The organism is Cetobacterium sp. 2A (genome assembly GCF_014250685.1).
Lineage (GTDB): Bacteria > Fusobacteriota > Fusobacteriia > Fusobacteriales > Fusobacteriaceae > Cetobacterium.
The window spans coordinates 1-23671 of the sequence record NZ_JACFAJ010000005.1 but is presented as its reverse complement, the minus strand read 5'-3'; the positions used below and the strand labels follow the sequence as shown (position 1 = coordinate 23671).

Sequence of the window (23671 nt, the reverse complement as noted above, 5' to 3'; positions counted from 1 at the left end):
GAGGATAACATGACAAAAGAAATTAAAACAGCAAAAAATAAAATAGGTACTAGTGCAAATATAACACAAGCACAAGAAGGACAATTCAGTCCAACAACAATACTTCAAAATATGCTTAAAGAAAATGGGAAGAAACTAAAGGCTGTTCTCGGAGATAATGCTGGTGCTTTTATGGTATCTGTAATCAATCTATATAATACAGACTTAATCGGAGTAGAGCCACAAACAGTTTTAAACTCAGCTTTTATAGCAGCAGCTTTGAAGCTTCCTATAGAAAAAAATCTTGGATTTGCATATATTTATAAATATGGTAATCAAGCCCAGTTTATTCTTGGTTATAAAGGGATGATTCAGTTAGCTCTTAGAAGTGGTGGAGTAAGAAAAATAAATGCTATTCCAATAAGAGAAGGACAAATAATATCCTTCAATCCACTTACAGAAGAAGTTAATTTTAACATGACAGTAACTGGTGGAGAAGTAGTTGGATATGCTGCTTATATGGAGTTAATTAATGGTTTTAATAAGACTATTTATATGAGCAAGGATGAAATTGAAAATCATGCAGATAAATTTTCTCAAACATATAAAAAAGATAAAGATAGAAAAGAATGGGATAAAAAATCAGTTTGGTCAAAAAATTTTGATGAAATGGCCATCAAAACTGTATTGAAAAAAATATTGAAGTTTGCTCCATTATCAACTGAAATGCAACTCATGGAAACTATTGATCAATCTTCAATTAAAAAAGCCGATATTGACGAAGCAACAGGATCTTTAATAGTTGAAAGTGTTGAATATGTAGATAACCAACAAAATATGACAAAAGCAACTAAAGAAGAAAAAGAAGAGCTGTTATCTAATGCACATACTATTTCATACGATATTCTTAAGGTGGCAAAGGAACAAGGTATTGATTTTAACAATGCTACTAAAGATGATTTAGATACATTACAATCAGTATTAGATGAAGAAACCAATAAGAGGATGTAATTATAAAATTGCAAGGGAGTAAATAAGTTGAGAAGAGTGGATGAAAGTGGAATACAACTAAAGGATGTTAAATATTTTAATCCAGAATTTCATGATAAACATAAAAATGAATGGACAACAAAAGAAATTGAATACATCACAACTTAAGATACATTAGTTGTGATGAGCCTGACCCTTGGTCGAACAGCTGGAGCTATTTGTTAAATAAGAAGTAAATTAAGAAAAATAAGAGGTTGAATAATGAGATTAAATAAAACTTGTCTATCTTGTAAGCATGTAACTGGAAATATAAATATAGGGGATGAAGTTTTCCTTAAATGTGGATTTTTATCAAAAGTAGAAATATTTGTCGAAATAGATTATCAGTGCAAAAATCATGACTTTATAGATGTTATTAAAAAAAATATAGATAAACAGGAGGATTAAAAATGTCAAAATTATCTTATTCTTTTGATGAAGAAAATTACTATGGAGATTTCGATACAATAGAAGAACTTATTAATGAAGTACTAAACGATTCTAATTTTACAGATAGAATAGAACAAGGTGAAAATTATTTGTTAATTAATATAGGTGAAAATGTTCCGTATTGTGATTGTGGGTCAGATATTTACGAAGATATGATTGAGTTTTTTCAAGAAATAGCTTATAAGGAATCGGACTATGCAGAAAATTATTTATCAAATATAAAACCTGAACACGAAGAGAATTTTAAAAAGAAACTAGATGAAATATGGAACGACTTTAAAAAACAAATTAATGACGAGCATCCATTCTACAATGTTGAAAATTGTAAAGATTACAGAGTTTATACAAATGGAAAATATGAAGTTTTGGATGATAAAAATCGGTAGGTGTGTTTAAAATGATAATTAAAAATAAAGAATATCTTAATCGTATTTTGGAAATTGTTCCTCTTGAAGGTGAGGTTAAAAATTATCAAGTTAGATATAAATTTATAAAAAATTCAGAAAAATTAAATTATTTAGTAGTTAGAGTAAAGTTCATTGGTTTCATTGTTAAAATGAAGGTTCAAAATTAAAAAAATGGAGGGTGAAATGAAAAATAATATAGGTAAAATTAAATTAAATGTTAAAACAACAGTGAGTAAAAATAATATAGAGAAGAATAAAGAGATTCTAATTAAATTTTTAGAAAAGAAAATAGCTGGTTAGGAGATATAAAATGAAGAAAGCATTGATAATCTTAAGAGTTTCTGACCAGCACCAAGAAGAAAGAAACTCTTTGGAGAAACAGGAGGAGCAAGCTTTGCATTATTGCTCCTTCAAAGGATACGAAATATATAAAGTTATAAAAACTGTTGTTTCTGGAAGAAAAAATAACAGAGAAGACTTTCTAGAATTAGAAAGAGAAATAGAAGAAAATAATTTTGATGTTTTAGTGTTTTATGAATTATCAAGGCTTGCAAGAAATGCTTATTTTATTCATAAATTAGTTCATTCGATGAGAATTAAAGAAATATCCTTTGAAAGTATAACTGAAAGTTATCTTAATGAGGGAACTCCAACATCTAAAATAATGCTTGGTATTATGGCTTCGCAGGCCGAAATAGAAAGTGATATAATCTCTAAAAGAGTTAGAAATAGAATGCAATTTTATGCAAGTCAAGGTTATCATCTTTTCCCTGCTCCGAAAGGTTATCGTTTAGAAAATAAAGTATTAGTTATAGATGAAGCTGATTCTCAAAATATAAGAGAAATTTTTAAAAAGTTTTTAGAGGGATCTTCATATAAAAGTTTATCAAGAGAATATAATTTATCAAGTCTATCAATCAAAAGAATTTTAGGAAATGTAACGTATTTAGGAAAGATAAAATTTGGATTTGAAGGTAAAAACCCCAATACAGGAAAGTGGGAAAAGAATAAAGCTGGAGCTATCTACGAAGGAAAGCACAAAGCTATAATAGATGATACAACATTTGGTTTAGTTCAAGAATTAATAAATCAGAAAGATAAATCAAGAAATAAAGTTATCGAATCGGATTATATTTTGACTGGATTAATGCATCACAAATGTGACAATTCTAGAATGTTTGGAAAAACTCACAGAAGAAAGAAAACCGGTTTATATAGACTTTATTACTGTAATAAATGTTATAAAACTATAAAGGCAGATATTTTGGAGGAGTTAATTTTATCATCTTTAAAAGAAAAAATAGTTGAATTGAATTTTTTAGAAAAGAAATCAATAAATAAAAAAGTAAAAAATGTTCAAGATGTTGTTAACAAACTTTTTTCAAAGCGTGGTAGAATAATAGAAATGTATGGTGATGGAGTTATTAATAGAGAAGAGTACTTAAAAAACATAAAAGATATTGATAAAAAAATATCTGAATTAGACAGTAAAGATAAAAAAATAGAGAAAGATACAAATATGGATATTTTATTAAAAGATAAGCTTGTTGAGATTATTGAAAATTTTGAGAACTTGACTATATCAGAAAAAAAGAGTCTGTTAAATATTTTTATAGAAGAAATAATAATAGATGATGAAGTCCTGATAACATTCAAGTTTTAATTTAACCTCTAGAGACACAGTTGGACAACCTACGATTAAAATCAAGAATATGGTTATAGGTGGGAGGTAGTATCAAAATATAAAAGGAAGAGATTTGAGTCTCTTCCTTTCATATTTTAAAGATTTATTTTCTTATTTTATTTTATACACAGTTTTTCCATTTTTAATAGTTTCGATAACCTGTAAATCTAACAATTTTTCTTTAGGTACTTCTAAAGGATTTTCACTGAGAATAACAAAATCTCCCATTTTTCCAGGTTCTAAAGTTCCCTTTGAATCTTCTTCTCCTAATTGCCAAGCTGCATTAACAGTAATAGCTTTTAAAGCATCTAAATTACTAACTCTTTCGGACTCTCCCAAAAGTTTACCTTCTTTAGTTATTCTATTTGTTGCTGTCCACATTGTCATAAATGGATTCAATGGTGTTATTGAAAAGTCTGTATGATTTGTTGTAATAAGACCTTTTTTATTAGCTGAGTTCATAGGACTTATTCCAGAAGCTAACTTCTCTCCTAGATTTTTAATATGAACATCTCCCCAGAAATATACATGATTTGTAAAAAAAGATGGAGAAAGTCCTAAATTTACATATTCATCAAGTTGATATGGATGCATAATTTGAGAGTGAATTACAATATCCCTTCTTCCATCTCCCTTTTTACCACCTGTAGATTTAACTGCTTCTATAACCATATCAATACCGTTATCTCCATTAGCATGAGTCCATACCTTTATATTATTGTCGACCAATTTTTTATATACTTTATTTAAGGATTCTTGATCTAATAATGATTCCCCTTTCCAATGTTTCTCGCCATTTGGACCAGGAGTCTTTAATTCTTCTTTAAAGGAGGCTGTTTTTCCTTGAGGAGAACCGTCAACAATAAGTTTAATGCCTCCTATTTTTAAGTTCTTATTATAACCACCAAATTGCTCATTTATATTTTCTATATTGATTTTTTTATCATTTGGATTTACTAAATATTCACTTACTAAAGTTGGAACTTCTGTTATTAATGGAAGTGATACTATATCAATATATAGCTTATTATTATTAGATGCTTCTTTTAAGAGTTTTAATTCATTGGCATGAGTTGCTCCCTCTTGAATTGTAGTATATCCTTCTCTAGCATAAGTTTGTTGAGCTATATCAAATTTTTCTAAAAGTTCTTGGTTAGATGGTTGAGGAAGTTTTGCAAAGACTTCAAGAAAGGCAGTTTCCATAAGTAGCCCTTCTGGTTCATTTGTTCCGGGAACTCTAGAAATAACTCCACCATTTGGAGTTGGGGTATCTTTATTTATATTAAAAGAATTTAATCCTAAACTATTTAAAACGCCACCGTGGTTAGAAACATGAAGTATTAAAATTGGATTATTAGGAAATTCTTTATCTAAATCAAATTTAGTTAAATTTTTATCTAGATAATTTTCATCATAACCATAACCTATAATCCACTCTCCATCTTTTATATTTTGTTTTAGTTTGTGATTTTTTAAAATTTCTAAAATATTATCTATCGACTTAGCTTTTCCAACTGGGGGTGCAGAGACATTTGCCCAATCAGAAATTCTTAGTGCATTCATAAAATGACTATGAATATCTATAAATCCTGGGGATATTGTCTTTCCTTGTAAATCAATTTTTTGAATAGATTTATTATCAAACTTTTTGAGAAGATTATTACTTTTACCAACTTCAACTATTTTTCCATCTTTAATATAAATAGACTCTTCAATTGCCCCATTTTTATCAAGGGTTAAAACAGTTCCATTGTAGTAAAGTTTTTCATCAGAATTTATACCTGCAAAAGAATTAATAGCTCCTAAAAATAAAAAAAATAAAAGACTTTTTTTCATAATTTATACCCCCTAATCTATTATTTTACTAATTTTAGACTTTATATTAAAAGCTTCTATATAATCCTCTTTAAAAGGGTCTTTTTATTTAAGTTTAATTAATTTTTGTTAAAAGTCCATGCTAAGACTCTGCTTATTTTTTGACCTTGACTCATCTCTAAAACTTGACATTTAGCACCTAATTTTTCAAGAACTTTTATTGTAGGCTGTACATTCTCCTTATTTGATATTAAAGATGTGAAGTAATATACTTGGGAAGCAAAAAGAGCACTCTCTTTAGCCATTTTTTTAAGAAAAAGACGTTCTCCACCAGTACACCATAATTCAGCCTTTTGTCCTCCAAAATTCAAACCTTTTTTAATATTTGTATTTCCCTTATTGAGATTATCAACCTTTCTCTTATTTGCCTTTAAAGCTTCTTCAAGAGAGGCATGGAAAGGTGGATTACACATAGTTAGGTCAAATTTATCATTTTTTTCAATAATTCCTGTAAATATATGGTTTTTATCTTTTTGAAGTTTAAGTTTTACCTTATTCTTCAGATTTTCATTTGAATCTATTATTTTTTGAGCATTTTCAATAGATTCTGGATCTATATCTGAAGCAGTATAGTTCCACTCATAGGTTTGGCTACCTATAATAGGATAGATACAGTTTGCACCAGTACCTATATCCAAAACGTTAACATTTTTCTTTTTAGATAACAAATCTGCTATGTAGTGAATATAGTCAGCTCTTCCAGGTATAGGTGGACACAGAAATCCTGTTGGAATATCCCAATTGTCAATATTATAATATGTTTTTATTAAAGCCTTATTAAGACAGATAACAGCTTGGTTATCACTAAAATCAATAGAGTCTTCTCCAACAGGGGTTTTTATAATAAACGACTTCAACTCTGGTAGATTATCGACTAAAGTTTTGAAGTTATATCTTCCTTTATGGGGATTATTTGGATGTAATTCCCCTTTTTTTACTTCTTTTTTCAATAGAAACACTCCTTGTATTTTGCATATTAATTATATTTATATTTATATATTTTATCATTAAATCTATTAGCATACAATGTTATAATTAAAAGCTTATACATTAACCGAATTTTGAACCTTTTTATTTTTAGAAATATATGAGATAATACTATTTTAAATAACAAAACTATATAAATTAAGTAAAAATTGGAGGGTCGGATGAAAATATTTTCATTTCTTTTTATAATATTTTTGGTTGTATCTATAGTTGCATCTGTAACTACATATGCGATGTATGGAATTTATGATTCAAAAAAAATGCTTTATATTATGCCAGTTTTTGGATTTTTACCTTTTATAACTTTAATAATTGGAAGAATTTACGGAAGAGGAAGTATCGAGAAATATCTTGGACATTTTCTTTTTTATTACAATTATATTTCGATTTTATGTTTAACGATTGTTTTTATTCAGATACTATCTCAACTTATGAAGAGAAATTTTTTTAAATATCTCAATGAAAATCAGCTTCGATTTTCTGTGATGATGTTAATTGTAATAGGATTAATAGCCATATATGGGAGATATAAATTTGAAACAGTTAAAGGAATTACCTATAAGATAAAAATAGATAAAAAAAATAATGGAAAAAAAATGAAGATAGGATTTATATCCGATATTCATCTTAATAATATCTTTGATGGAGAAAAGTTAAATTTTGCCCTAGAGAAGATGAAAAATGATGGAGCAGAAGTTATTCTTATTGGAGGAGATTTTGTAGATAATAACTCTTCTCTTATAGGTTCAGGAATAAAAGAAATAATAGAAAAATATAATTTCAAGCATGGAATCTATACAGTTCTAGGAAATCATGAGTATTATGGCGGTATTGAAAAAAATATAGAGTATATAAAAAGTATTGGAATAAATATATTGAGGGATAAAACTCTTGAAATTGATGGAATCACTGTTCTTGGAAGAGATGATAAGACTAATAAAGAAAGAAAAAATCTAAAAAAATTATTAGAAGAAAGAGACAATAAAAATCCAATTATAGTAATTGATCATAATCCTATGACTTTATCTGAAAGCATTGAGAATGAAATAGATCTCCATCTATCTGGTCATACACATAATGGGCAGTTATTTCCAATGAATTATCTCACAGATTACCTAAATTTAAATGGGAATGGATATAAAAAATTCAAAGATACTCATAGTTTTGTGAGTTCAGGACTTGGAACCTGGATGATTCCATATAGAGTAGGAAGTCAGAGCCAATATGTTGTGTTAGAGCTTCAATTTGATTAGATATATTTTATTTCTCAAGAAGTCAGAGTATCTAAATAATTTAAGGATTTAAGATTTTAATTTTATATTAAAATTGTATATTTTGTAGTATAATAATTTTAAATAAAAACTTATTGTACAATATGGAGGAATATTATATGGACAGAAGAGCACTGATAATAAATTATACAGAGGATCATAAAAAGCAACTAAAGAGTGTGATAGAAATTGGAGGGTGTAAAAATATTGAATGTGAATATTGCATATTTAACATTAGAAACTCTGTAAAAAACAAAAAATGTTCTGAGATTGGAAATATAAAAGGAAAAAGATGGAAAGAAATGAATGCCAAGGAATTTATAGAAAAATTAATTATAGATTTGGATAATAAATAATGAAAATAATTTTTTCACCAAGCAAAGGAATGGAATCAAAAAAAATAAAAAATACAGAACTAAAAAAAGAGTTTTATATTAGCGATAAAACAAAAGAATTACTTGAAACCTTAAAAAACTTAAATAAAATTGAGATTGGAAATATAATGAAAATCAAGGGCGAACTTTTAGAAAAAACTTATTTTAATTTTCAAAACTATAATTCTTTAGCCTGTCAACCAAGTATAGGTTTATATAGCGGAGTAAGTTTTAAAAGTTTAAATATTGAAAAATATAAAGATTCCAATTTTAATTATATGGAAGAACATTTAAGGATACTATCGGCTTTCTACGGTGTCTTAACGCCTTTCGCAGAGATAAAAGAATACAGATTAGATATGACAATGAAAATCCTTTCAGAGTCATTGTATAGCTTCTGGAAGAATGAAGTTTCAAAATCCTTTGAGCCGAATGAAATTATTGTAAATCTAGCATCAGCAGAATTTTCAAAAATGATTGATAGAAAAAAATATAAAGTGATAGAGATAGGTTTTGGTCAATTACAAAATGGGAAAATAAAGAGTATAAGCACAGAAGTTAAGAAAATGAGAGGAAAAATGTTAGAGTTTATGATAGTAAATGAAGTAGAGGATATTGAACTATTAAAAAACTTTACCGTTGATAATTATGTCTATTCTTTAGAATTTTCAAAAGAAGATAGTTTAAATTTTATAAAAAATAATTAAAGAAGCCCCATAATAGATATTGTATTTTACTTTGTTTTATGGTATATTAGCATAAAAATAGTTTACTAGTAAACTAAAATTAGGAGTGATTAAATATGCAATATAAAAACAAGGCTAAATTTATATATTTGGGTATTGTTATTAGCTTTTTATTAGTATTTTTTATAAATATTGGAGTTCAAATGAATATTCCTTATTCTTCAAGAGCGTTCTTAGAATATCAAATAGTTCCTGTTTATAGTAAAGTTTCTGAGAGTGTTGAGAATATATTTGTCAAAAATGGAGATTATGTTAGTATAGGGCAACCACTTTTCGAAGTTGATAAAAATATTTATATAGCTCAATATACATCTGCTTTAGGACAATATAATGAAGTTTTAGATTCTATAAAAAATTTAAAAAATGATATTGAAAAAAATAAAGTATTAGTCAGCAAAAATAAAGTTTTAGTGGAGCAAAACAAGAAAGAATTATTAAAATATAAAAAACTTTTTGATAAAAAGTATATAAATGAATTAGATTATGAAGCTATGAATACTAAACTTATTGAATCAGAAAAAATTCTAAAAGAAAGTCAAAATACACTAAATAATCTACTTGTTAAATATAAGAAAGAAGAAGAATCAACTCCACAATTACTTATAGCTGAGGGAGCTTTAAAAAAAGCTGAAATCAATTTGAAAAATACCACTATCTTATCTCCTATATCTGGAGAGGTTGTTATGGATAATTTTTATCAAAATACTCTTATAAAACAAGATACTACTTTATTTTATGTAAAAAATGACAATATTTTAACAGTTAATGTAGATTTAAAAGAAAAAAATTTAAAATCAATTACGAAGGGAAGAGAGGCTCTTATTGTTTTTGATGGGATTTCTCAACAAGTAATAAAAGGAAAAATCGAAAAAATAACTTCTGTTTTAGTTGAAGGATTTTCTACTTCAAATACTTTGGTTGATATAACAGATGATAACCGTTGGGTAAGAGATCCTGGGAAAATAAGAGTTTCTATAACAATTGAAAATTCCAATCTTATAAAAAATTTATCTAGTGGATCAAAGGCATCAGTAATACTACTTTCTGAAAGCAATAATATATTTTATGATGCATTAGCAAAATTATGGATAAATATTATAAGGGTATTTAATTATGTGTATTGATTATACTAAAGATATATTGAGAGATTTATTAGCTATTGTTTTAGGACTTATGCTTAGTAAATATACAACATATTCTTTTAATTTTGAAATTCCAATAATTGCTTTAAGCGTTGTTACAACCATGCCTAAATTTTGTATTAAAAGATTTATAAAAGACAACTGGTGGCTTGCTGCTGCTGCTGCTCTTGGATTTTTTGTTGCTCAAATATTTAAAGAAAATTTTTTACTTTTTTATATATTTACTTTTGGTATTTTCTTTAGTTGTTTTTATTTTATTGATAAAAGTCCAAAGGGAGCTCCAAATATCATACTAGGATATTCTTTTACAACCATTTATACAACATATCAAAAATTAAATATGGAAATAATGGTTTATGATGTATTTATAGTTACCATTTTAGGTGGTTTATTAGGATTTTTAATCTTAACTTTATTACCAAAAAATAAAATTGAAAATATACAAGAAAACAATATTTCAAAAGAAGCAACTCATAAAAATTTGGGAAATATAGTCTTGGTAACAACTATTGTTTTTATAACTTGGATTTTTTATGTTATTTTTGATATAAAAGATACATTCTTTGCGTATGCAACATTAGCAGGGATATATGGAAGTATAAATATAGAAAGGATACATAAACTTACACCTATGAATATAGTTATACATACGAGCGGATGTCTGTTGGCTACTTTGTATTCTTTTTTAGTTATTGGAGTAAGCAAATTTTTTCCTATACTCGCATTATCTCTTTCCCTTTTATTTTTTCCAATGCTATACTCTAAGTATTATAGCGATTCAAAAATAAAGAAATCTATTGCTAGTGGATTAATTGGAGCAACAATAATGCCACTTGCTTTATATTTAACCCCTTTTGGAGATATTACATCAAAGGCAGGTGCAAGAGCATTGCAAATAACTACAATGCTACTTATTTCGTTGATAATAACTAGACTATTAATAATTTTAGGAGGAGATACAATTGAATGAAAATTTAGCATTTTTAGTATCTAAATTAAGTAGATATCAAAAAAAATATCTTAATACTTGCTTGAAGAATACTGATTTAGAAGACTCTCAAGCTATAGTACTTTTAAAGATAAAAGAATATAAAAGTTTAACACCGAAGGAACTTTTCGAAATGAGAATAGTAGAAAAATCTTCAATAACTAAAATTTTAAAAAAATTAGAAGAGTTAGAATATATAAAAAAAGTTTATTCAAATAATGATGGAAGAAGTTATTCGGTTGTAGTAACTAAAAAAGGATTTGAAATGTGTTCCTTTATAGAAAAAATTCTACTTGAGTTAAATCTACTTTATAAAAAATTAGCTTCTAATACATTTTTTGATGATCTTACAAAAATTTTAAACGAAGTATATGATGAATATATTTAAATTATCAAAAATATCTGTAGTCAGAAGAAGTCCCGACTTTTTTAGGTCGGGACTTCTTGATTCATTTAAAAATATTTCCTATCTCTTCAAAAAATCCGCTCATAATAATACTTGGTAGATTCTTTCTTTCTCCAGTTTTTGTTATCATGTAAATATTATTGGGAATAGTTTCTATATAGTCACCATTTTTAAATGTTGGAATATAAACTTTATACCCAGAATATTCTGCAAGAACAATTTTTCCATCATTTGTATCTCCATCTATCTTCCAAACTACATCTTTTGCAACAACATTTTGTTTGGATTCAATCTTTAAGAGATTAACTACTAGTTCTTCCACATTATTGGCACCTATTATTTGCTCAGAAAGGACTATACCTTTTACTGTTGAAATATATTTTTCATCGGTATTAAAACATCCAGTGAATACAAATATAAGTCCCAATATAATTAGTAACTTTTTCATGAACCAACTCACCTCCTTTTTATTATTTAACAGAGACTTCTGATTCCTCATGTTCTTCTACAGTATTATATCTTTCTTCTAAGATTTTAACAAGTGTAGCTATTTCTTCATTAGTTTTATTTCCTACTTCAATTTGTTTTTCAAGACAATCAACAATTTTATTTATTTTAAATAACCATCTTACAATTAAAACTTGAATAGCAATAATGATAGCCCAAAATAATAATATCCCAGTGAATCCGTAGTATCCATAATAACCCATTTAAATACCTCCTGAACATAATAATTTATATTTTTAATATACGAGATTCAAATTTCAATTCCTCTAGTTAAAATATAAAGATAGGGATTTACCTAAATCTGAGGTATAATATTATTACGTGGTAAAAAAGGTAACTTAATGGAGGTATTTATTATGCAAATTTATATCGTTAATCGTATTAAAGATAGCAATGGAATAAATCAAGTTCATTCAGTTGATTGTAATCATGCAGCATCTTCAACACAAACAACAACATTAGGATATTTTGCTAATGGAAAGGGCGCTGTAATCCATGCAAAAAGACATGGATTTCCGAATGCAGATGGTTGTAAAGTTTGTTGTGAAGAAGCGTATACAGGATAGATAAAAAAAAACTGAGGATTTCCTCAGTTTTTTATATTATATAATATTTTCTTAGTACCATCCGTTTACGTCAAATTTATATCCAACAGATACAGTAACTCTTGAGTAATCGAATTTCTCTGAATTAGAATATCCATTATCATGATCGTCCACTTTTAATTTTGCAGTATTAACTTTGTACATAGCATCTAAAGTCCAGTCATGGTACTCTACCCCAAGACCTGCTCCCCAATACATTCCATCGTCAATTTTTGCACTTGAATTAAATTTCTGATCGTTTGATTTAAAGCTAAAATCTCCACTCTTTCTATTGAATGAATATCCTATATCTGCTTTAGCATAAGGTTTCCATCCGTTCCAATCAGTGAATACATATTTTGCAATTGCATAAACTGGGATAGAATCATATCTTGGAACATCAAATTCATAATTTAATTGACCATCGTTATAAGAATTAGATTTTGCATCAGCATGTCTTTGATAAGCTGCTCCAAGTCCTAATTGTAATCCATACTCAGGCCAAATTTGTCTCATAAATTCTAGAGCAACTTCGCCACCCCAGTCATCTCCAGATTTGTCATTAATATCATATCCATGTTCACCATGATCGAATGAAGCAGATTTATATCTAGGTGCAATATCTCCTCCCAATCTTAATGTAAGGTAAGTTTCAGGAACCAATACAGGTGTTTCAGTAATAACTACTTCCTCAATAACTACTGGTTCGGCAATAATTTCTTTAGATGGAGAGATAGGCTTTTGCATATTTTCTTTTGCGAATAATGTAGATGATACAACTAAAATTCCAGTAACAAATAGTGCTAACTTTTTCATAATATCCTCCTAAGTTTATTTGTTTCTTAAACTCTATTTTTTAATAGACTAAATTTATATACACCAGAACACATCAGTATCCTTTTTTTATAATAAAAATAATTTTTCGAATTATATATAATATATATGACATCCATTGTTGACCAATAGATTAAAAAGAGGTATATTTTATTATAGTTAAATAACAACGGGGGGTTGATTAAATGAAGGTGAATATATCTTCGTGTTTAAAAGGGGATTTTAGTTTGAAAGATATAAAATTTAAATTAGAATCCGGAGAAATTTTAGGAGTTATAGGAAATAGTGGTTCAGGAAAGACAACACTTATAAAATCACTTATGGGAAATTATAAGTTTAAAGGAGAAGTATCGCTGGGGGGAACAGTGATAAATAACTTGACTACTTTAGAAAAATCACAACATATTTCTTATGCATTACAAGAAAATTCAGAGACTAATTTAACAGTTTTTGAAAATTGTATTTCTGGCAGAAGTCCATTTATGAACTGGAGAGAAAGCGAAGAAGATAAAAGTATAGTAGAGGAAATATTAAGAGATTTAAATCTAATTAAATTTAGAGATAGAGCAGTTTCTAGTTTAAGTAGAGGAGAAAGAAAAAGAGTAAATATAGCAAGGGCTTTGAGTAAGGATGCTCCAGTTATAATTATAGATGATTTAACTGATAATTTGGATATGAAAAATGCTTTAGATATTGTATTAGCATTAAAATGTAGGGTAAAGAAACAAAATATAAAGACAATAGTTGTAATAAATGATTTAAGTTTAGCAAGTTCTTTTTGTGACAAATTTTTATTTTTAAAAGATGGGAACCAAATTAAATTTGGAGGGATAGAACTTATAAATTCAAAAAGTATAAGTGATCTTTTAGAAATTAAAATAAAAGTAGAAAAGAAGAATGAAAAAAATTATGTACGTCTGGTGGTATGATATATGGATTGGATAGGTAGAGTCGACGGAGAAGAGTTAGATGTTTTGAGAATTCATCAAGTAGTTAAATCAATGGAATTAGATGAACTTTTAACACAGGATATCAGTGAAAAAAAAGTATGTTTTGTCAGTTTTAATTCAGATGAAGGAATAAGAAGAAATAATGGAAGATTGGGTGCAAAAGATGGTTGGGTTCATATGAAAAAAGCACTATCTGGATTTCCTATCTTTACAGATTCTTTAAAATTTTATGATTTAGAAAAACCAGTAGAAGTTTTTGATAATGATTTAGAAAAGGGGCAAGAGTCACTTGCAGAAATTGTATCTAAATTAAAAGAGAGAAATTATTTAGTTATAGTTTTAGGTGGTGGACATGATATAGCGTATGGAACTTATAAAGGGATTTTAACAAAAGCATTGACAGAAACATCGAATCCTAAGATAGGAATTATAAGCTTTGACGCACATTTTGATATGAGAAGTTACGAAAATGGAGCTAGTTCAGGAACTATGTTTTTACAAATTGCAGACGAATGTGCTGAAAAAAAAATAAATTTTGATTATAATGTCATTGGAATTCAAAAGTTTTCAAATACAAAGAGACTTTTTGATACAGCAAAAAGAAATAATGTAAATTATTACTTAGGGGAAAATATAAGAAATGTAAGTAGTGATGACATGTTTGGGATTATAAAAAGAAATGATTATATTCATTTAACAATTTGTACAGATGTATTTCATATAACTTCAGCCCCTGGAGTAAGTGCTCCACAGAGTTTTGGAATTCAACCATACGAAGCTTTAAGACTAATAAAAACAATAAGTAAAAATGCTAAAGACTTGACGATAGATATTGCAGAAATCAGTCCAAGATATGATTATGATGATAGAACTTCAAGACTTATGGCCAATATTATTTATGAAACAATACTGTCTCACTTCTCATTATCTGTGGAAGAGAGCTGGAAATAAAATCCAAAAAAATATTTACAATTACTAAAAAGTAATGTATACTACGTGTAGTTAAATGTTTATAAATAAGAGTTTAATGTGTTAATAATAGAAGGAACCTTTTTGTGTATACTGCTTTATTACAATTAATTGAAGATTTATATCATTAAAATTTAATTTTTGGAGGTATACTATGAAAGGTATCGTTAAATGGTTTAATCAAGAGAAAGGATTTGGATTCATCACTGGTGAAGACGGGAAAGATGTATTCGCACACTTCTCTCAAATTCAAAAAGACGGATTCAAAACTTTAAACGAGGGAGAAGAAGTTACTTTTGATGTAACTGAAGGACAAAAAGGACCTCAAGCTTCAAACATCAAAACTAAGTAATTATAACTTATGCTTGTTAAGGAACTAACTATTGTTAGTTCCTTTTTTTCTTATTAAAATATTTGATTTATACTAAATATGTATTCACAACTTTTAAAATTTCAATTTTTTTCTTTACCGCATCATTATAAATTTTATCAATTTCTTTTAAAGTTTCAGCTCTGAATTCTTCATCTGTAATAGAAGAAAGGTTAACTTTAACATTTAAAATTCCGCCTTCGATACCTGATAAAAACATTATTGCAGCAACACCTAAATCAGTTATTGCATTTGAATTTCCATATTCTAGAATTGGTTCAATAGAATAAAGTCCTTTAAGAGAAAGTCTACAAATTTCTAAAGGAGTATATATAGCAAGTTTTAATGATTTTTGAATTTCATCAACTCTAATTTTTTTATCTTCTTCAGTTTCTTTAGGCAATTTATAAGCATCCATAACTAAATTATATGCATCAGTATCTTTATCTATAAGTTTTTCTAATTCATCTTTTAAATTAGCAAACATATCAAAAGTCTCTTCGAATCTTATTTTAATATTCTCATCTAATTCTTTATATTTTTTTTTATTTAAAGTTAAATGTCCAACCATTCTAGTAAGAGATGCACCTAGAGTTGAAGCTAGCGCTGCAACCGATCCCCCACCAGGAGCTGGAGTATTAGAATCTACTTCTTTTAAGAAATTTTCAACAGACATATGTATAAGTTTCATGTTGCTATTTCCTCCCTATTTTTTATAAACTAAACTTCCACCTATGTAAACTGATTGAGTGTGTGAAGTTCCAAAATGATATAAAATATAATCGATATTATGTGCATCAAAGATAACAAAGTCAGCTTTTTTCCCAACATCGATAGATCCAATAGTATCTTCTTTACCTATAGATTTAGCTGCGTTTATAGTTACAGCTTTAAACACTTCTTTGGGAGTCATCTTCATTTGAGATGCTGCTATTTGCATTATAAGCTGTAAATTTTCACATGGACAAGATCCAGGATTATAGTCCGTAGAAAGAGCAATTTCAACTCCTGATTCGATTAATTTTCTAGCTGGGGCATATGCTTTACATAAATTAAAAGAGGTTCCAGGAAGAAGATTCCCAATAACTTGATTTTCTTTAAGCGATTGTATCCCTGCTTCACTTATTGCCATAATATGGTCAGCTGAAACAGCTCCCAGTTCTCCAGCAAGTTCCGCTCCCCCTAAAGATTCAATTTCATCAGCGTGAATTTTAATTTTAAATCCCAATTCTTTAGCTTTTGACAGAAGTTCTTTACTTTCAGGTATAGAAAAAATATTCTTTTCACAAAATACATCACAAAATTCTGCTAATTCTTTTTCTTTGATTATTGGAAGCATATTAATAACAGAATCTAAAAATCTTTCTGGAGAGTCTTTAAATTCCTTTGGAGTTGCATGAGCTCCCATAAAAGTTGATATAATATGAACTGGTTGAATAAGGTTTAAAGTTTTATTAACCTCAAGTTGTTTAATTTCATTTTCTAAATCCAGTCCGTATCCACTCTTTGATTCTACTGCTGTAACACCAAAACTTAACATTTTAGCTAAAGTATTTTTAGCTTTTGATAAAAGCTCTTCAGCTGTCGCTTCTCTAGTTGCAGAAACAGAACTTAGAATACCTCCACCATTTTTTAAAATTTCAAGATAAGGAACTCCAGAAATTTTCATAGAAAACTCATTTTCTCTTGAACCGCCATGGACTAAATGAGTATGAGAGTCAATAAGCCCTGGAGACAGCACTTTACCTTCAACATCAATTAGCTTAGTATTTAGACCCACCAGATTATTTGGAACCTTACCTGTTCCAAAAGTAAGGATGTGGCCGTTTTCAACGGCCACATATCCATTTTCTAAAATTTCTATATTCTCCATAGAAGAACCTGAATTTTTTTCAAGTTCTCTACTTGTAACTAGTTGTCCAATATTGTAAAAAATTAAATCTGCACCCATAGTTCACCTCTTACTTTAATAACTCAGTTTCAATAATTTTATCCATATTAAAACCCTGAAGTCCAAGATAATATGCTAGAGATTCGGCTAAAGCCTCAGTTGGAACAGCACCTATAATTTCACTTCCTGTGACATTTACCCCATATCTTTTCGCTTCCATTTTAACAGTTTCAAATACTCTATAAATAGGATTCTTTTTATAATCTTTAATATTCATAGTAACTTGAACAAATCCTTTTTCTTTAATCTCAGCCGGACCAGCTTGAATATATCTAAAACCACCGCTTGAAAATCTGATTGATTTAGCTATCTCTTTAGCTACATTCATGTCATTAGTGTCTAAGTTTATATTAAATGCAACAAGAGGCATACGTGCTCCAACTGCTGTTACACCAGCTGAAGGATGTGGAGCTCTGTCTCCGAAGTCAGGTCCCCAAGCTTCTAATTTTAATTTATCTGTCATACCTTCAAACTCTCCTTTTCTGATATCAGGAAGAGCTACTCTATTTGGAGCTGATGCCGAGTTTTCATAAAGAAAAACTGGAATTTGGAACTGTTTACTTATTTCTTCAGCTACTATTTTTGATAATTCAACACATTCATTAGTTGTCATATCTTTTATTGGTATGAACGGAACAACATCTGTTGCCCCCATTCTGAAATGTTCTCCTTTATGATTTCTTAAATCTATTAATTTAGAAGCGATTCCAACAGATTCAATAACTGCTTTTGAAACTTCTTCAGGATCTCCTATAACTGTGACAACAGTTCTATTATAATCTGCATCTGGTTCTGCACCCATAAATTTAATCTTACTATTGTTTTTAAATGGTGCACAAATTGCTTCGATGATTTCTAAATTTCTTCCCTCACTATAGTTAGGAACACATTGAACTAATTTTGCCATTTTATTCTCCCCCTTAAGTTTAAATATTAAGCTCTCCAATTGCATTTTCAACATTTTCAACAATACTATTCCCCATAATTAAGTTTTCTACAGCATCTATGTCTAGATACATAACTCTATCGGTGTCTAAGTAAGTTACTACTTCTCTAATAAGATCATAAGCTTTACTAGTTCCAGCACCTAGTTTTTCTACTCTTCTTAAGTCGATTCCTTGACATGCTGATAATAATTCCATAGCAACAACTTTTCTACTATTTTTTAAAATTTCTCCAGCTTTTCTAGCTGCGATAGTTCCCATAGAAACGTGATCTTCTTGGTTTGCAGAAGATGGAATTGAATCTACAGAAGCTGGATGAGCTAAAACTTTATTTTCTGAAACTAATGAAGCTGCACTGTATTGAACAATCATAAATCCAGAATTAAGACCACCATTTTCTATAAGGAAAGCTGGAAGGCCACAATTTAAACTAGGGTTTACTAATCTTTCAATTCTTCTCTCAGAAACATCAGCAACTTCCGATAATGCGATACCTAGAAAATCAAAAGGAAGTGCCATAGGTTGACCATGGAAATTTCCACCTGATAAAACATCATCAGTATCTGGGAATATAATAGGATTATCAGTTACAGCATCCATTTCTATTTCAACTTTTTTTCTAATAAAATCTAAAGCATCTTTACTAGCTCCATGAATTTGTGGAGAGCATCTTAGAACATATGCATCTTGAGTTCTTAACTCTCCTTGTTTTGTAATCGAAGAACTTCCATTTAAGATTCTTCTTACATTTTCAGCTGTTTTTATTTGACCTTCATGACCTCTAAGCTCCTGTATTCTAGGATCAAAAGCACAAATTATTCCGTTTAGAGCCTCCATAGAAAGGGCAACAGCTAAATCAAGATGTTTTAATAAGTTTATTCCATCATAAGTTACGTGTGCTCCAACAGAAGTCATAACCTGTGTTCCATTGATTAAAGCTAATCCTTCTTTTGAAGATAGTTCTTCTAATATTTCTACTCCAGCTTTTTTCATAGCCTCGGCTCCAGGAAGTAACTCTCCGTTATAATAGGCTTTACCCATTCCTAACATAACAAGAACCATATGTGATAAAGGAGCTAAATCTCCAGATGCTCCTAATGAGCCTTTTTCTGGAATATATGGTGTAACATTTTTATTTAACATATCTATTAAAGTATTAATTATAAGGGGTCTTACACCAGAATGTCCCTTGGAAAGATTATTAATTCTTAATAACATTATACCTCTAACCACATCTAATGGTAGAGGATCTCCTACTCCACAAGCGTGACTCATTATAAGATTTTTTTGAAGAGTTCCAGTCTGTTCTTTTGATATAACTTGATCTGAAAATTTTCCAAATCCAGTTGTTATTCCGTATGATATTCTTCCTTCATCAACATAATCCTCTACAAGTTTTCGAGCTATCTTCACTTTTTCCATAGCTGAGTCATCAATTTTTACAACATAATTTTTTCTAGTAACATTCATTAAATCTTGTAGTGAGAGTCTTTCTTTACCGATAATAATTTCCAAGTTAATTCCCCCTTTTTAAAATAGTACTCCTCCAATAAGCCCAGCTATTAAAAGCGGAATATTGTAGTGTAAGAATGTAGGGACACAGGTATCCCATATATGATCATGCTGTCCATCAGCATTTAATCCAGCAGTTGGTCCAAGTGTTGAATCAGATGCGGGTGAACCAGCATCCCCTAAAGCTCCAGCAGCAGCGATTAGAACTATTGTTCCAGCCGGAGATATTCCTAATTCTAAAGCTAGTGGGACATATATAGCGGCAAGTATAGGTATAGTTCCAAAAGAAGTTCCTATTCCCATAGTAACAAAAAGTCCTACAAGTAGCATAATTGAAGAACCTATAAACTTACTACCACCAACAAATCCACTTACACTTGTAACTAAACTTGTAACGGCACCAGTTTCTCTTATAACACTTCCATATCCAGCAGCAACTAGCATAATGAAAGCTATAAGACCCATGATACCAATACCACCATTTAGAACTGAATCTAATTCATCCCATTTAACAACTTTAGTTGCAAGCATAATAGCAATAGCTACAATGGCACCAAGAGGAAGAGAACCAGTATAAAGTTGAATAGAGAAAGCTACAATTGCAGCAACTAAAGTAATCCAATGTTTTGGCTCCATTACTTCTGCTACAACATTTTTCTCTCCAACTAAAGGTTTAAGTTGATAATCTCTATTTTTAGAATAAGTAATGAATACTGCAATGAAAAGTCCCGAAAGCATTGCTAATCCAAGAATCCAAGTCGATCTCCAAACTTGGCTCAGTTCAACAGCAACACCATTTGCAATAATTTGATCTTTTACAATTGTATGGAAAATCAGACCAAATCCTACAGGCATAACTATGTAAGGCATTTTCAAACCAAAAGTAAGGGCACATGCCATACTTCTTCTATCAAGTTTTAATTCATCCATTAGTTTAAGTAAAGGTGGGATAAGTATAGGGATAAATGCGATATGAACAGGAATTAAATTTTGTGAAAAACAAGCAATAGTAGCGATAATAAATAGAAGAATCCATTTTCTTCCACTTACAATTTTTGAAATCTTTTTTGCTAAAATAGAAGCAACACCGGTGTTACTAATTGCTACTGCAAGTGCTCCCAATAGGATGTAACTAAGAGCTGTTTCAGAGTTTCCACCCATACCACCAATTAGTGTACTCATGGTACTTGAAAGGCTCATTCCAGACGTGATACCTGCAACAAGCGCAGCAATTAAAATTGCAAAAATGACATTTAATTTTAATAGTGAAAGTATAATCATAGTAGTAACTGAAAGTATTACTGGATTAAAAATCATAAATATCCTCCTTTTAAAACTTATTTTATAAGTAGAAGATTTCATTAGTGCTAAGTATATTACTTAAAAGGTGATATAAAGTCAATAGAACGTTCTAAATATTTTAAAATAGATTGATTGCAAAAAAATTAGAAATAGTGTATTTTATTAGAATAAGCCAATAAAAATAGGAGGTCTTACCTTGATAAAAAGTATTTCATTAATAATAATTCCGTTTATATTAAATATATTTATTTTAGGAAAGGCAATGCATATTTCAGGAAATAATTTTTTTCCGAATCCCATTGAGCTAATCGAGAGTCTGGCTTTTTTCTTTGCTTTTGGTTTTGGAGTTCCAGAAACATTAGCCATTATTTTAGGTGTTATAGTTCTACTTATTCCATCATATATAGTACTTTTTATATATTTAAAATTTAAAAAAAATAATAAATAAGGAGAAGAAAGATTTTATGGAAAAAGTTATGAAACTAAAAAAATGGTTGATTGAAATTAGGAGAGATTTTCATCAATATCCAGAATTGGGAATGAATGAATTTAGAACTATGGGTCAAATTTGTAAATATTTAGATGAGATGGGAATAAAATATAGAAAAAATATCGCTAATACTGGAATAATTGCTAACATTAAAGGAGAAGATGAGACTTTTACAGTAGCGTTAAGAGCTGATATGGACGCTTTACCGATTCAGGACAATAAAGAAGTAGATTATGCGTCTAAAATTCAAGGAAGATGTCATGCTTGTGGTCATGATGCACATATGAGTATTCTTTTGGGAGTTGCAAAATATTTTAGTTCTGAAAAATAAAACCACCATATAATATCAGATTATTATTCCAACCTGCCGAAGAAACAGTAGGTGGAGCTAAGCCTATGATAGAGGCTGGAGCTTTAGAGAGCGTAGATTTAGTTTTTGGATTGCATATGGATGAAAATATTGAAACAGGAATGATAGGAATAAGATATGGATCAATGAATGCATCTTCAGATACTTTAAGAATAAAAATATACGGAGAAAGTTGTCACGGAGCTTATCCTTCAAAGGGTGTAGATGCAATAGTTATAGCCGCTCATACTATAATAGGGCTTCAATCAATCGTAAGTAGAAATTTAGATGCAAGAGAAAGTGGAGTTATTACTATTGGAAAAATAAATGCTGGAACAGCTGGAAATATTGTATCTGACTATGTTGAATTAGTTGGAACGCTAAGAACTTTAAATCCTGATGTAAGAAAAAGAATGCTAAAAAGAATCGATGAAATGGTTACAACGCTACCAATTGCATATGGAGGAAAAGGAGAGTTTATTAGAGAAGAAGGGTATACAGCTCTTGTGAATCATGAAAGACCTGTAACTATAGTTAAAGAAAATGCAATCGAACTATTTGGACCAGATAAAGTTTATGAAAAAGATATGGCCAATATGGGAGTAGAAGATTTTGCATATTTTATAGAAGAAGTTCCTGGAGCATTTTTTACTCTTGGTTGTAAAAATAAATTAAATAATAATTGCTTCCCTGCTCACAATGGAAATTTTGATATTGACGAAGATTCTTTAGTGTATGGAGTTATGATGCAAATTATGAATATTTATAATGGAAAAAAATATTTATAAATAAAAAAAACTAACTATATATATTATATATTGTTAATGCAATGAATTATAAGTTATAATCATAGTACCTTATGTTTTGTTTAGTAAACTCTCAAAAAAGTCCTTTTTTCAAGGGCTTTTTTGTTTTTTTTGTAACTACTTATATAAAACCACTAAAATAAATTATAAATAGGTTTTAGATATAAATTATAGATACTTAATCTTAATAATTATTTATAAAAAAATACAAAATAAAAATAAAGAAACTACATATAACTAGACTTATATGTAGTTTCTTTATTTAAGTTTAATTTTTATATTAACTAAGCATTTTGAAATACTGGAGCAAATCTTCTGAAAATTTCTTTAACTGTTAAAATCTCTTTAATTCTGTGAACTTCTTTTCCAGCAAAGAAAATTCCTTCGTCGTAGTTTCCACTGTGACCTTTTCTTAAAGATTCATTAACACAGAATTTCAAACTACATTTTTTTAAACATCTATGACAAGATTTAGGAGTTAGAACTTCTGTTCCTTCTATTATTTTTTCAACATATGGAGATCTAATTGCATTAGCAGGTAATCCTGCAGAACTCATTATAGTTAAAACATCTCCCTCTTCAGCTTTTATATACATTTCTTTGAAAAATTGATCAACCTCACACTCTTCAGATGCAATAAATCTGCTTCCCATTTGAACACCAGTGGCTCCCAGATCTAACATTCTTGTTGCATCTTCTGGAGTCATAACTCCTCCTGCTCCAAAGACTGGAATAGAAACATTCTTTGCTATTTCACCTACTATA

At 28.9% G+C, this 23671-nt stretch carries 29 protein-coding genes; 18 read left to right on the top strand and 11 right to left on the bottom strand.

All coding sequences use genetic code 11. The annotated features are described in order from the left end of the window. Nucleotides 1-9: 9 nt before the first annotated feature. The 5 genes from H3N56_RS02925 to H3N56_RS02905 all read left to right on the top strand — a co-directional run bounded on the left by H3N56_RS02925 (nt 10) and on the right by H3N56_RS02905 (nt 3528). Nucleotides 10-990 (top strand): recombinase RecT, encoded by a 981-nt coding sequence (locus tag H3N56_RS02925; protein ID WP_185879814.1) that lies wholly within the window; start codon nt 10-12, stop codon nt 988-990. A 240-nt stretch (nt 991-1230) separates the two neighbouring features. Beyond that, nucleotides 1231-1416, top strand: a complete 186-nt coding sequence (locus tag H3N56_RS02920) for a hypothetical protein (RefSeq protein WP_185879813.1) — start codon at nt 1231-1233, stop codon at nt 1414-1416. A gap of 2 nt (nt 1417-1418) precedes the next feature. After that, nucleotides 1419-1844, top strand: a complete 426-nt coding sequence (locus tag H3N56_RS02915) for a hypothetical protein (protein ID WP_185879812.1) — start codon at nt 1419-1421, stop codon at nt 1842-1844. A gap of 11 nt (nt 1845-1855) precedes the next feature. Next, nucleotides 1856-2032: a hypothetical protein gene (locus H3N56_RS02910; RefSeq protein WP_185879811.1), complete on the top strand. Its 177-nt coding sequence runs from the start codon at nt 1856-1858 to the stop codon at nt 2030-2032. Between the two features lie 143 nt (nt 2033-2175). Further along, the gene (locus tag H3N56_RS02905) at nt 2176-3528 is read left to right on the top strand and encodes a recombinase family protein (RefSeq protein ID WP_185879810.1); all 1353 of its coding nucleotides are present in this window, start codon (nt 2176-2178) and stop codon (nt 3526-3528) included. Between the two features lie 132 nt (nt 3529-3660). Here H3N56_RS02905 and H3N56_RS02900 read toward each other — a convergent pair whose 3' ends face one another. Then, a complete protein-coding gene (locus tag H3N56_RS02900) occupies nt 3661-5385 on the bottom strand; it encodes an amidohydrolase (RefSeq protein ID WP_185879809.1) in 1725 nt (574 codons plus the stop codon). Nucleotides 5386-5483: 98 nt separating this feature from the next. Beyond that, entirely contained in the window at nt 5484-6374 is an 891-nt protein-coding gene (gene rlmF, locus H3N56_RS02895; RefSeq protein ID WP_185879808.1) for a 23S rRNA (adenine(1618)-N(6))-methyltransferase RlmF, read from the bottom strand. Nucleotides 6375-6572: 198 nt separating this feature from the next. Here rlmF and H3N56_RS02890 point away from each other — a divergent pair, with 198 nt between their 5' ends. The 6 genes from H3N56_RS02890 to H3N56_RS02865 all read left to right on the top strand — a co-directional run bounded on the left by H3N56_RS02890 (nt 6573) and on the right by H3N56_RS02865 (nt 11320). Beyond that, nucleotides 6573-7664: a metallophosphoesterase gene (locus H3N56_RS02890; RefSeq protein WP_185879807.1), complete on the top strand. Its 1092-nt coding sequence runs from the start codon at nt 6573-6575 to the stop codon at nt 7662-7664. Nucleotides 7665-7801: 137 nt separating this feature from the next. Further along, a complete protein-coding gene (locus H3N56_RS02885; RefSeq protein ID WP_185879806.1) occupies nt 7802-8038 on the top strand; it encodes a hypothetical protein in 237 nt (78 codons plus the stop codon). Next, nucleotides 8038-8763: a YaaA family protein gene (locus H3N56_RS02880; RefSeq protein WP_185879805.1), complete on the top strand. Its 726-nt coding sequence runs from the start codon at nt 8038-8040 to the stop codon at nt 8761-8763. Before H3N56_RS02885 ends, H3N56_RS02880 begins: the two co-directional genes overlap by 1 nt. A 95-nt stretch (nt 8764-8858) precedes the next feature. Then, entirely contained in the window at nt 8859-9926 is a 1068-nt protein-coding gene (locus H3N56_RS02875) for an HlyD family secretion protein (protein WP_185879804.1), read from the top strand. Beyond that, a complete protein-coding gene (locus H3N56_RS02870; RefSeq protein ID WP_185879803.1) occupies nt 9916-10914 on the top strand; it encodes a hypothetical protein in 999 nt (332 codons plus the stop codon). Before H3N56_RS02875 ends, H3N56_RS02870 begins: the two co-directional genes overlap by 11 nt. Further along, a complete protein-coding gene (locus tag H3N56_RS02865) occupies nt 10907-11320 on the top strand; it encodes a MarR family winged helix-turn-helix transcriptional regulator (RefSeq protein ID WP_185879802.1) in 414 nt (137 codons plus the stop codon). The genes H3N56_RS02870 and H3N56_RS02865 overlap by 8 nt, the downstream gene beginning before the upstream one ends. Before the next feature lie 61 nt (nt 11321-11381). On the opposite strand, the gene H3N56_RS02860 is transcribed toward H3N56_RS02865, so the two are convergent. Further along, entirely contained in the window at nt 11382-11786 is a 405-nt protein-coding gene (locus H3N56_RS02860) for a hypothetical protein (protein WP_185879801.1), read from the bottom strand. Nucleotides 11787-11808: 22 nt separating this feature from the next. Then, nucleotides 11809-12048: a hypothetical protein gene (locus H3N56_RS02855; protein ID WP_185879800.1), complete on the bottom strand. Its 240-nt coding sequence runs from the start codon at nt 12046-12048 to the stop codon at nt 11809-11811. A gap of 153 nt (nt 12049-12201) precedes the next feature. Between H3N56_RS02855 and H3N56_RS02850 the strand changes: the two genes are divergently transcribed. Beyond that, on the top strand, nt 12202-12411 hold the full coding sequence (locus tag H3N56_RS02850; protein ID WP_185879799.1) for a hypothetical protein: 210 nt from the start codon (nt 12202-12204) through the stop codon (nt 12409-12411). Between the two features lie 51 nt (nt 12412-12462). Here the strand turns inward: H3N56_RS02850 and H3N56_RS02845 are convergent, their stop codons facing one another. Next, a complete protein-coding gene (locus H3N56_RS02845) occupies nt 12463-13245 on the bottom strand; it encodes an outer membrane beta-barrel protein (protein WP_185879798.1) in 783 nt (260 codons plus the stop codon). A gap of 203 nt (nt 13246-13448) precedes the next feature. On the opposite strand from H3N56_RS02845, the gene H3N56_RS02840 reads away from it, so the two are divergent. From H3N56_RS02840 to H3N56_RS02830, 3 genes are all read left to right on the top strand, one after another. Next, nucleotides 13449-14192 (top strand): ABC transporter ATP-binding protein, encoded by a 744-nt coding sequence (locus H3N56_RS02840; protein WP_185879797.1) that lies wholly within the window; start codon nt 13449-13451, stop codon nt 14190-14192. 3 nt (nt 14193-14195) lie between these two features. After that, complete coding sequence (gene hutG / locus H3N56_RS02835; protein ID WP_185879796.1) at nt 14196-15164, top strand: formimidoylglutamase; 969 nt, start codon at nt 14196-14198, stop codon at nt 15162-15164. A gap of 172 nt (nt 15165-15336) precedes the next feature. Beyond that, on the top strand, nt 15337-15534 hold the full coding sequence (locus H3N56_RS02830) for a cold-shock protein (protein ID WP_185879795.1): 198 nt from the start codon (nt 15337-15339) through the stop codon (nt 15532-15534). Between the two features lie 67 nt (nt 15535-15601). On the opposite strand, the gene H3N56_RS02825 is transcribed toward H3N56_RS02830, so the two are convergent. From H3N56_RS02825 to H3N56_RS02805, 5 genes are read right to left on the bottom strand one after another with little or no spacing between them, the layout of a single operon-like run. Continuing rightward, nucleotides 15602-16243, bottom strand: a complete 642-nt coding sequence (locus H3N56_RS02825; RefSeq protein WP_185879794.1) for a cyclodeaminase/cyclohydrolase family protein — start codon at nt 16241-16243, stop codon at nt 15602-15604. A gap of 15 nt (nt 16244-16258) precedes the next feature. Then, a complete protein-coding gene (gene hutI / locus H3N56_RS02820) occupies nt 16259-17503 on the bottom strand; it encodes an imidazolonepropionase (protein ID WP_185879793.1) in 1245 nt (414 codons plus the stop codon). A gap of 10 nt (nt 17504-17513) precedes the next feature. Continuing rightward, entirely contained in the window at nt 17514-18410 is an 897-nt protein-coding gene (gene ftcD / locus H3N56_RS02815; protein ID WP_185879792.1) for a glutamate formimidoyltransferase, read from the bottom strand. A gap of 19 nt (nt 18411-18429) precedes the next feature. Then, nucleotides 18430-19962 carry a histidine ammonia-lyase gene (gene hutH, locus H3N56_RS02810; protein ID WP_185879791.1) on the bottom strand — a complete coding sequence of 511 codons (1533 nt, stop codon included), beginning with the start codon at nt 19960-19962 and terminating at the stop codon, nt 18430-18432. 15 nt (nt 19963-19977) lie between these two features. Continuing rightward, on the bottom strand, nt 19978-21276 hold the full coding sequence (locus H3N56_RS02805; RefSeq protein WP_185879790.1) for a Na+/H+ antiporter family protein: 1299 nt from the start codon (nt 21274-21276) through the stop codon (nt 19978-19980). 181 nt (nt 21277-21457) lie between these two features. Between H3N56_RS02805 and H3N56_RS02800 the strand changes: the two genes are divergently transcribed. From H3N56_RS02800 to H3N56_RS13325, 3 genes are read left to right on the top strand one after another with little or no spacing between them, the layout of a single operon-like run. Continuing rightward, nucleotides 21458-21709: a hypothetical protein gene (locus H3N56_RS02800; protein ID WP_185879789.1), complete on the top strand. Its 252-nt coding sequence runs from the start codon at nt 21458-21460 to the stop codon at nt 21707-21709. Between the two features lie 16 nt (nt 21710-21725). Then, nucleotides 21726-22082 carry a M20/M25/M40 family metallo-hydrolase gene (locus H3N56_RS13330; RefSeq protein WP_255492139.1) on the top strand — a complete coding sequence of 119 codons (357 nt, stop codon included), beginning with the start codon at nt 21726-21728 and terminating at the stop codon, nt 22080-22082. Continuing rightward, nucleotides 22079-22888, top strand: coding sequence for a M20 family metallopeptidase (locus H3N56_RS13325; protein ID WP_370521050.1), 810 nt, complete (start codon nt 22079-22081; stop codon nt 22886-22888). Before H3N56_RS13330 ends, H3N56_RS13325 begins: the two co-directional genes overlap by 4 nt. Nucleotides 22889-23190: 302 nt before the next feature. On the opposite strand, the gene H3N56_RS02790 is transcribed toward H3N56_RS13325, so the two are convergent. Beyond that, the coding region (locus H3N56_RS02790) for a nitronate monooxygenase family protein (RefSeq protein WP_185879788.1) at nt 23191-23671 on the bottom strand (481 nt) is incomplete at its 5' end.

Excerpts from the sequence above, each read along its gene's own strand:
- H3N56_RS02925 (WP_185879814.1), top strand. The coding sequence starts at position 10 with ATGACAAAAGAAATTAAAACAGCAAAAAATAAAATAGGTACTAGTGCA.
- H3N56_RS02920 (WP_185879813.1), top strand. The coding sequence starts at position 1,231 with ATGAGATTAAATAAAACTTGTCTATCTTGTAAGCATGTAACTGGAAAT.
- H3N56_RS02915 (WP_185879812.1), top strand. The coding sequence starts at position 1,419 with ATGTCAAAATTATCTTATTCTTTTGATGAAGAAAATTACTATGGAGAT.
- H3N56_RS02910 (WP_185879811.1), top strand. The coding sequence starts at position 1,856 with ATGATAATTAAAAATAAAGAATATCTTAATCGTATTTTGGAAATTGTT.
- H3N56_RS02905 (WP_185879810.1), top strand. The coding sequence starts at position 2,176 with ATGAAGAAAGCATTGATAATCTTAAGAGTTTCTGACCAGCACCAAGAA.
- H3N56_RS02900 (WP_185879809.1), bottom strand. The coding sequence starts at position 5,385 with ATGAAAAAAAGTCTTTTATTTTTTTTATTTTTAGGAGCTATTAATTCT.
- H3N56_RS02890 (WP_185879807.1), top strand. The coding sequence starts at position 6,573 with ATGAAAATATTTTCATTTCTTTTTATAATATTTTTGGTTGTATCTATA.
- H3N56_RS02885 (WP_185879806.1), top strand. The coding sequence starts at position 7,802 with ATGGACAGAAGAGCACTGATAATAAATTATACAGAGGATCATAAAAAG.
- H3N56_RS02880 (WP_185879805.1), top strand. The coding sequence starts at position 8,038 with ATGAAAATAATTTTTTCACCAAGCAAAGGAATGGAATCAAAAAAAATA.
- H3N56_RS02875 (WP_185879804.1), top strand. The coding sequence starts at position 8,859 with ATGCAATATAAAAACAAGGCTAAATTTATATATTTGGGTATTGTTATT.
- H3N56_RS02870 (WP_185879803.1), top strand. The coding sequence starts at position 9,916 with ATGTGTATTGATTATACTAAAGATATATTGAGAGATTTATTAGCTATT.
- H3N56_RS02860 (WP_185879801.1), bottom strand. The coding sequence starts at position 11,786 with ATGAAAAAGTTACTAATTATATTGGGACTTATATTTGTATTCACTGGA.
- H3N56_RS02855 (WP_185879800.1), bottom strand. The coding sequence starts at position 12,048 with ATGGGTTATTATGGATACTACGGATTCACTGGGATATTATTATTTTGG.
- H3N56_RS02850 (WP_185879799.1), top strand. The coding sequence starts at position 12,202 with ATGCAAATTTATATCGTTAATCGTATTAAAGATAGCAATGGAATAAAT.
- H3N56_RS02845 (WP_185879798.1), bottom strand. The coding sequence starts at position 13,245 with ATGAAAAAGTTAGCACTATTTGTTACTGGAATTTTAGTTGTATCATCT.
- H3N56_RS02840 (WP_185879797.1), top strand. The coding sequence starts at position 13,449 with ATGAAGGTGAATATATCTTCGTGTTTAAAAGGGGATTTTAGTTTGAAA.
- hutG (WP_185879796.1), top strand. The coding sequence starts at position 14,196 with ATGGATTGGATAGGTAGAGTCGACGGAGAAGAGTTAGATGTTTTGAGA.
- H3N56_RS02830 (WP_185879795.1), top strand. The coding sequence starts at position 15,337 with ATGAAAGGTATCGTTAAATGGTTTAATCAAGAGAAAGGATTTGGATTC.
- H3N56_RS02825 (WP_185879794.1), bottom strand. The coding sequence starts at position 16,243 with ATGAAACTTATACATATGTCTGTTGAAAATTTCTTAAAAGAAGTAGAT.
- hutI (WP_185879793.1), bottom strand. The coding sequence starts at position 17,503 with ATGGGTGCAGATTTAATTTTTTACAATATTGGACAACTAGTTACAAGT.
- ftcD (WP_185879792.1), bottom strand. The coding sequence starts at position 18,410 with ATGGCAAAATTAGTTCAATGTGTTCCTAACTATAGTGAGGGAAGAAAT.
- H3N56_RS02805 (WP_185879790.1), bottom strand. The coding sequence starts at position 21,276 with ATGATTTTTAATCCAGTAATACTTTCAGTTACTACTATGATTATACTT.
- H3N56_RS13330 (WP_255492139.1), top strand. The coding sequence starts at position 21,726 with ATGGAAAAAGTTATGAAACTAAAAAAATGGTTGATTGAAATTAGGAGA.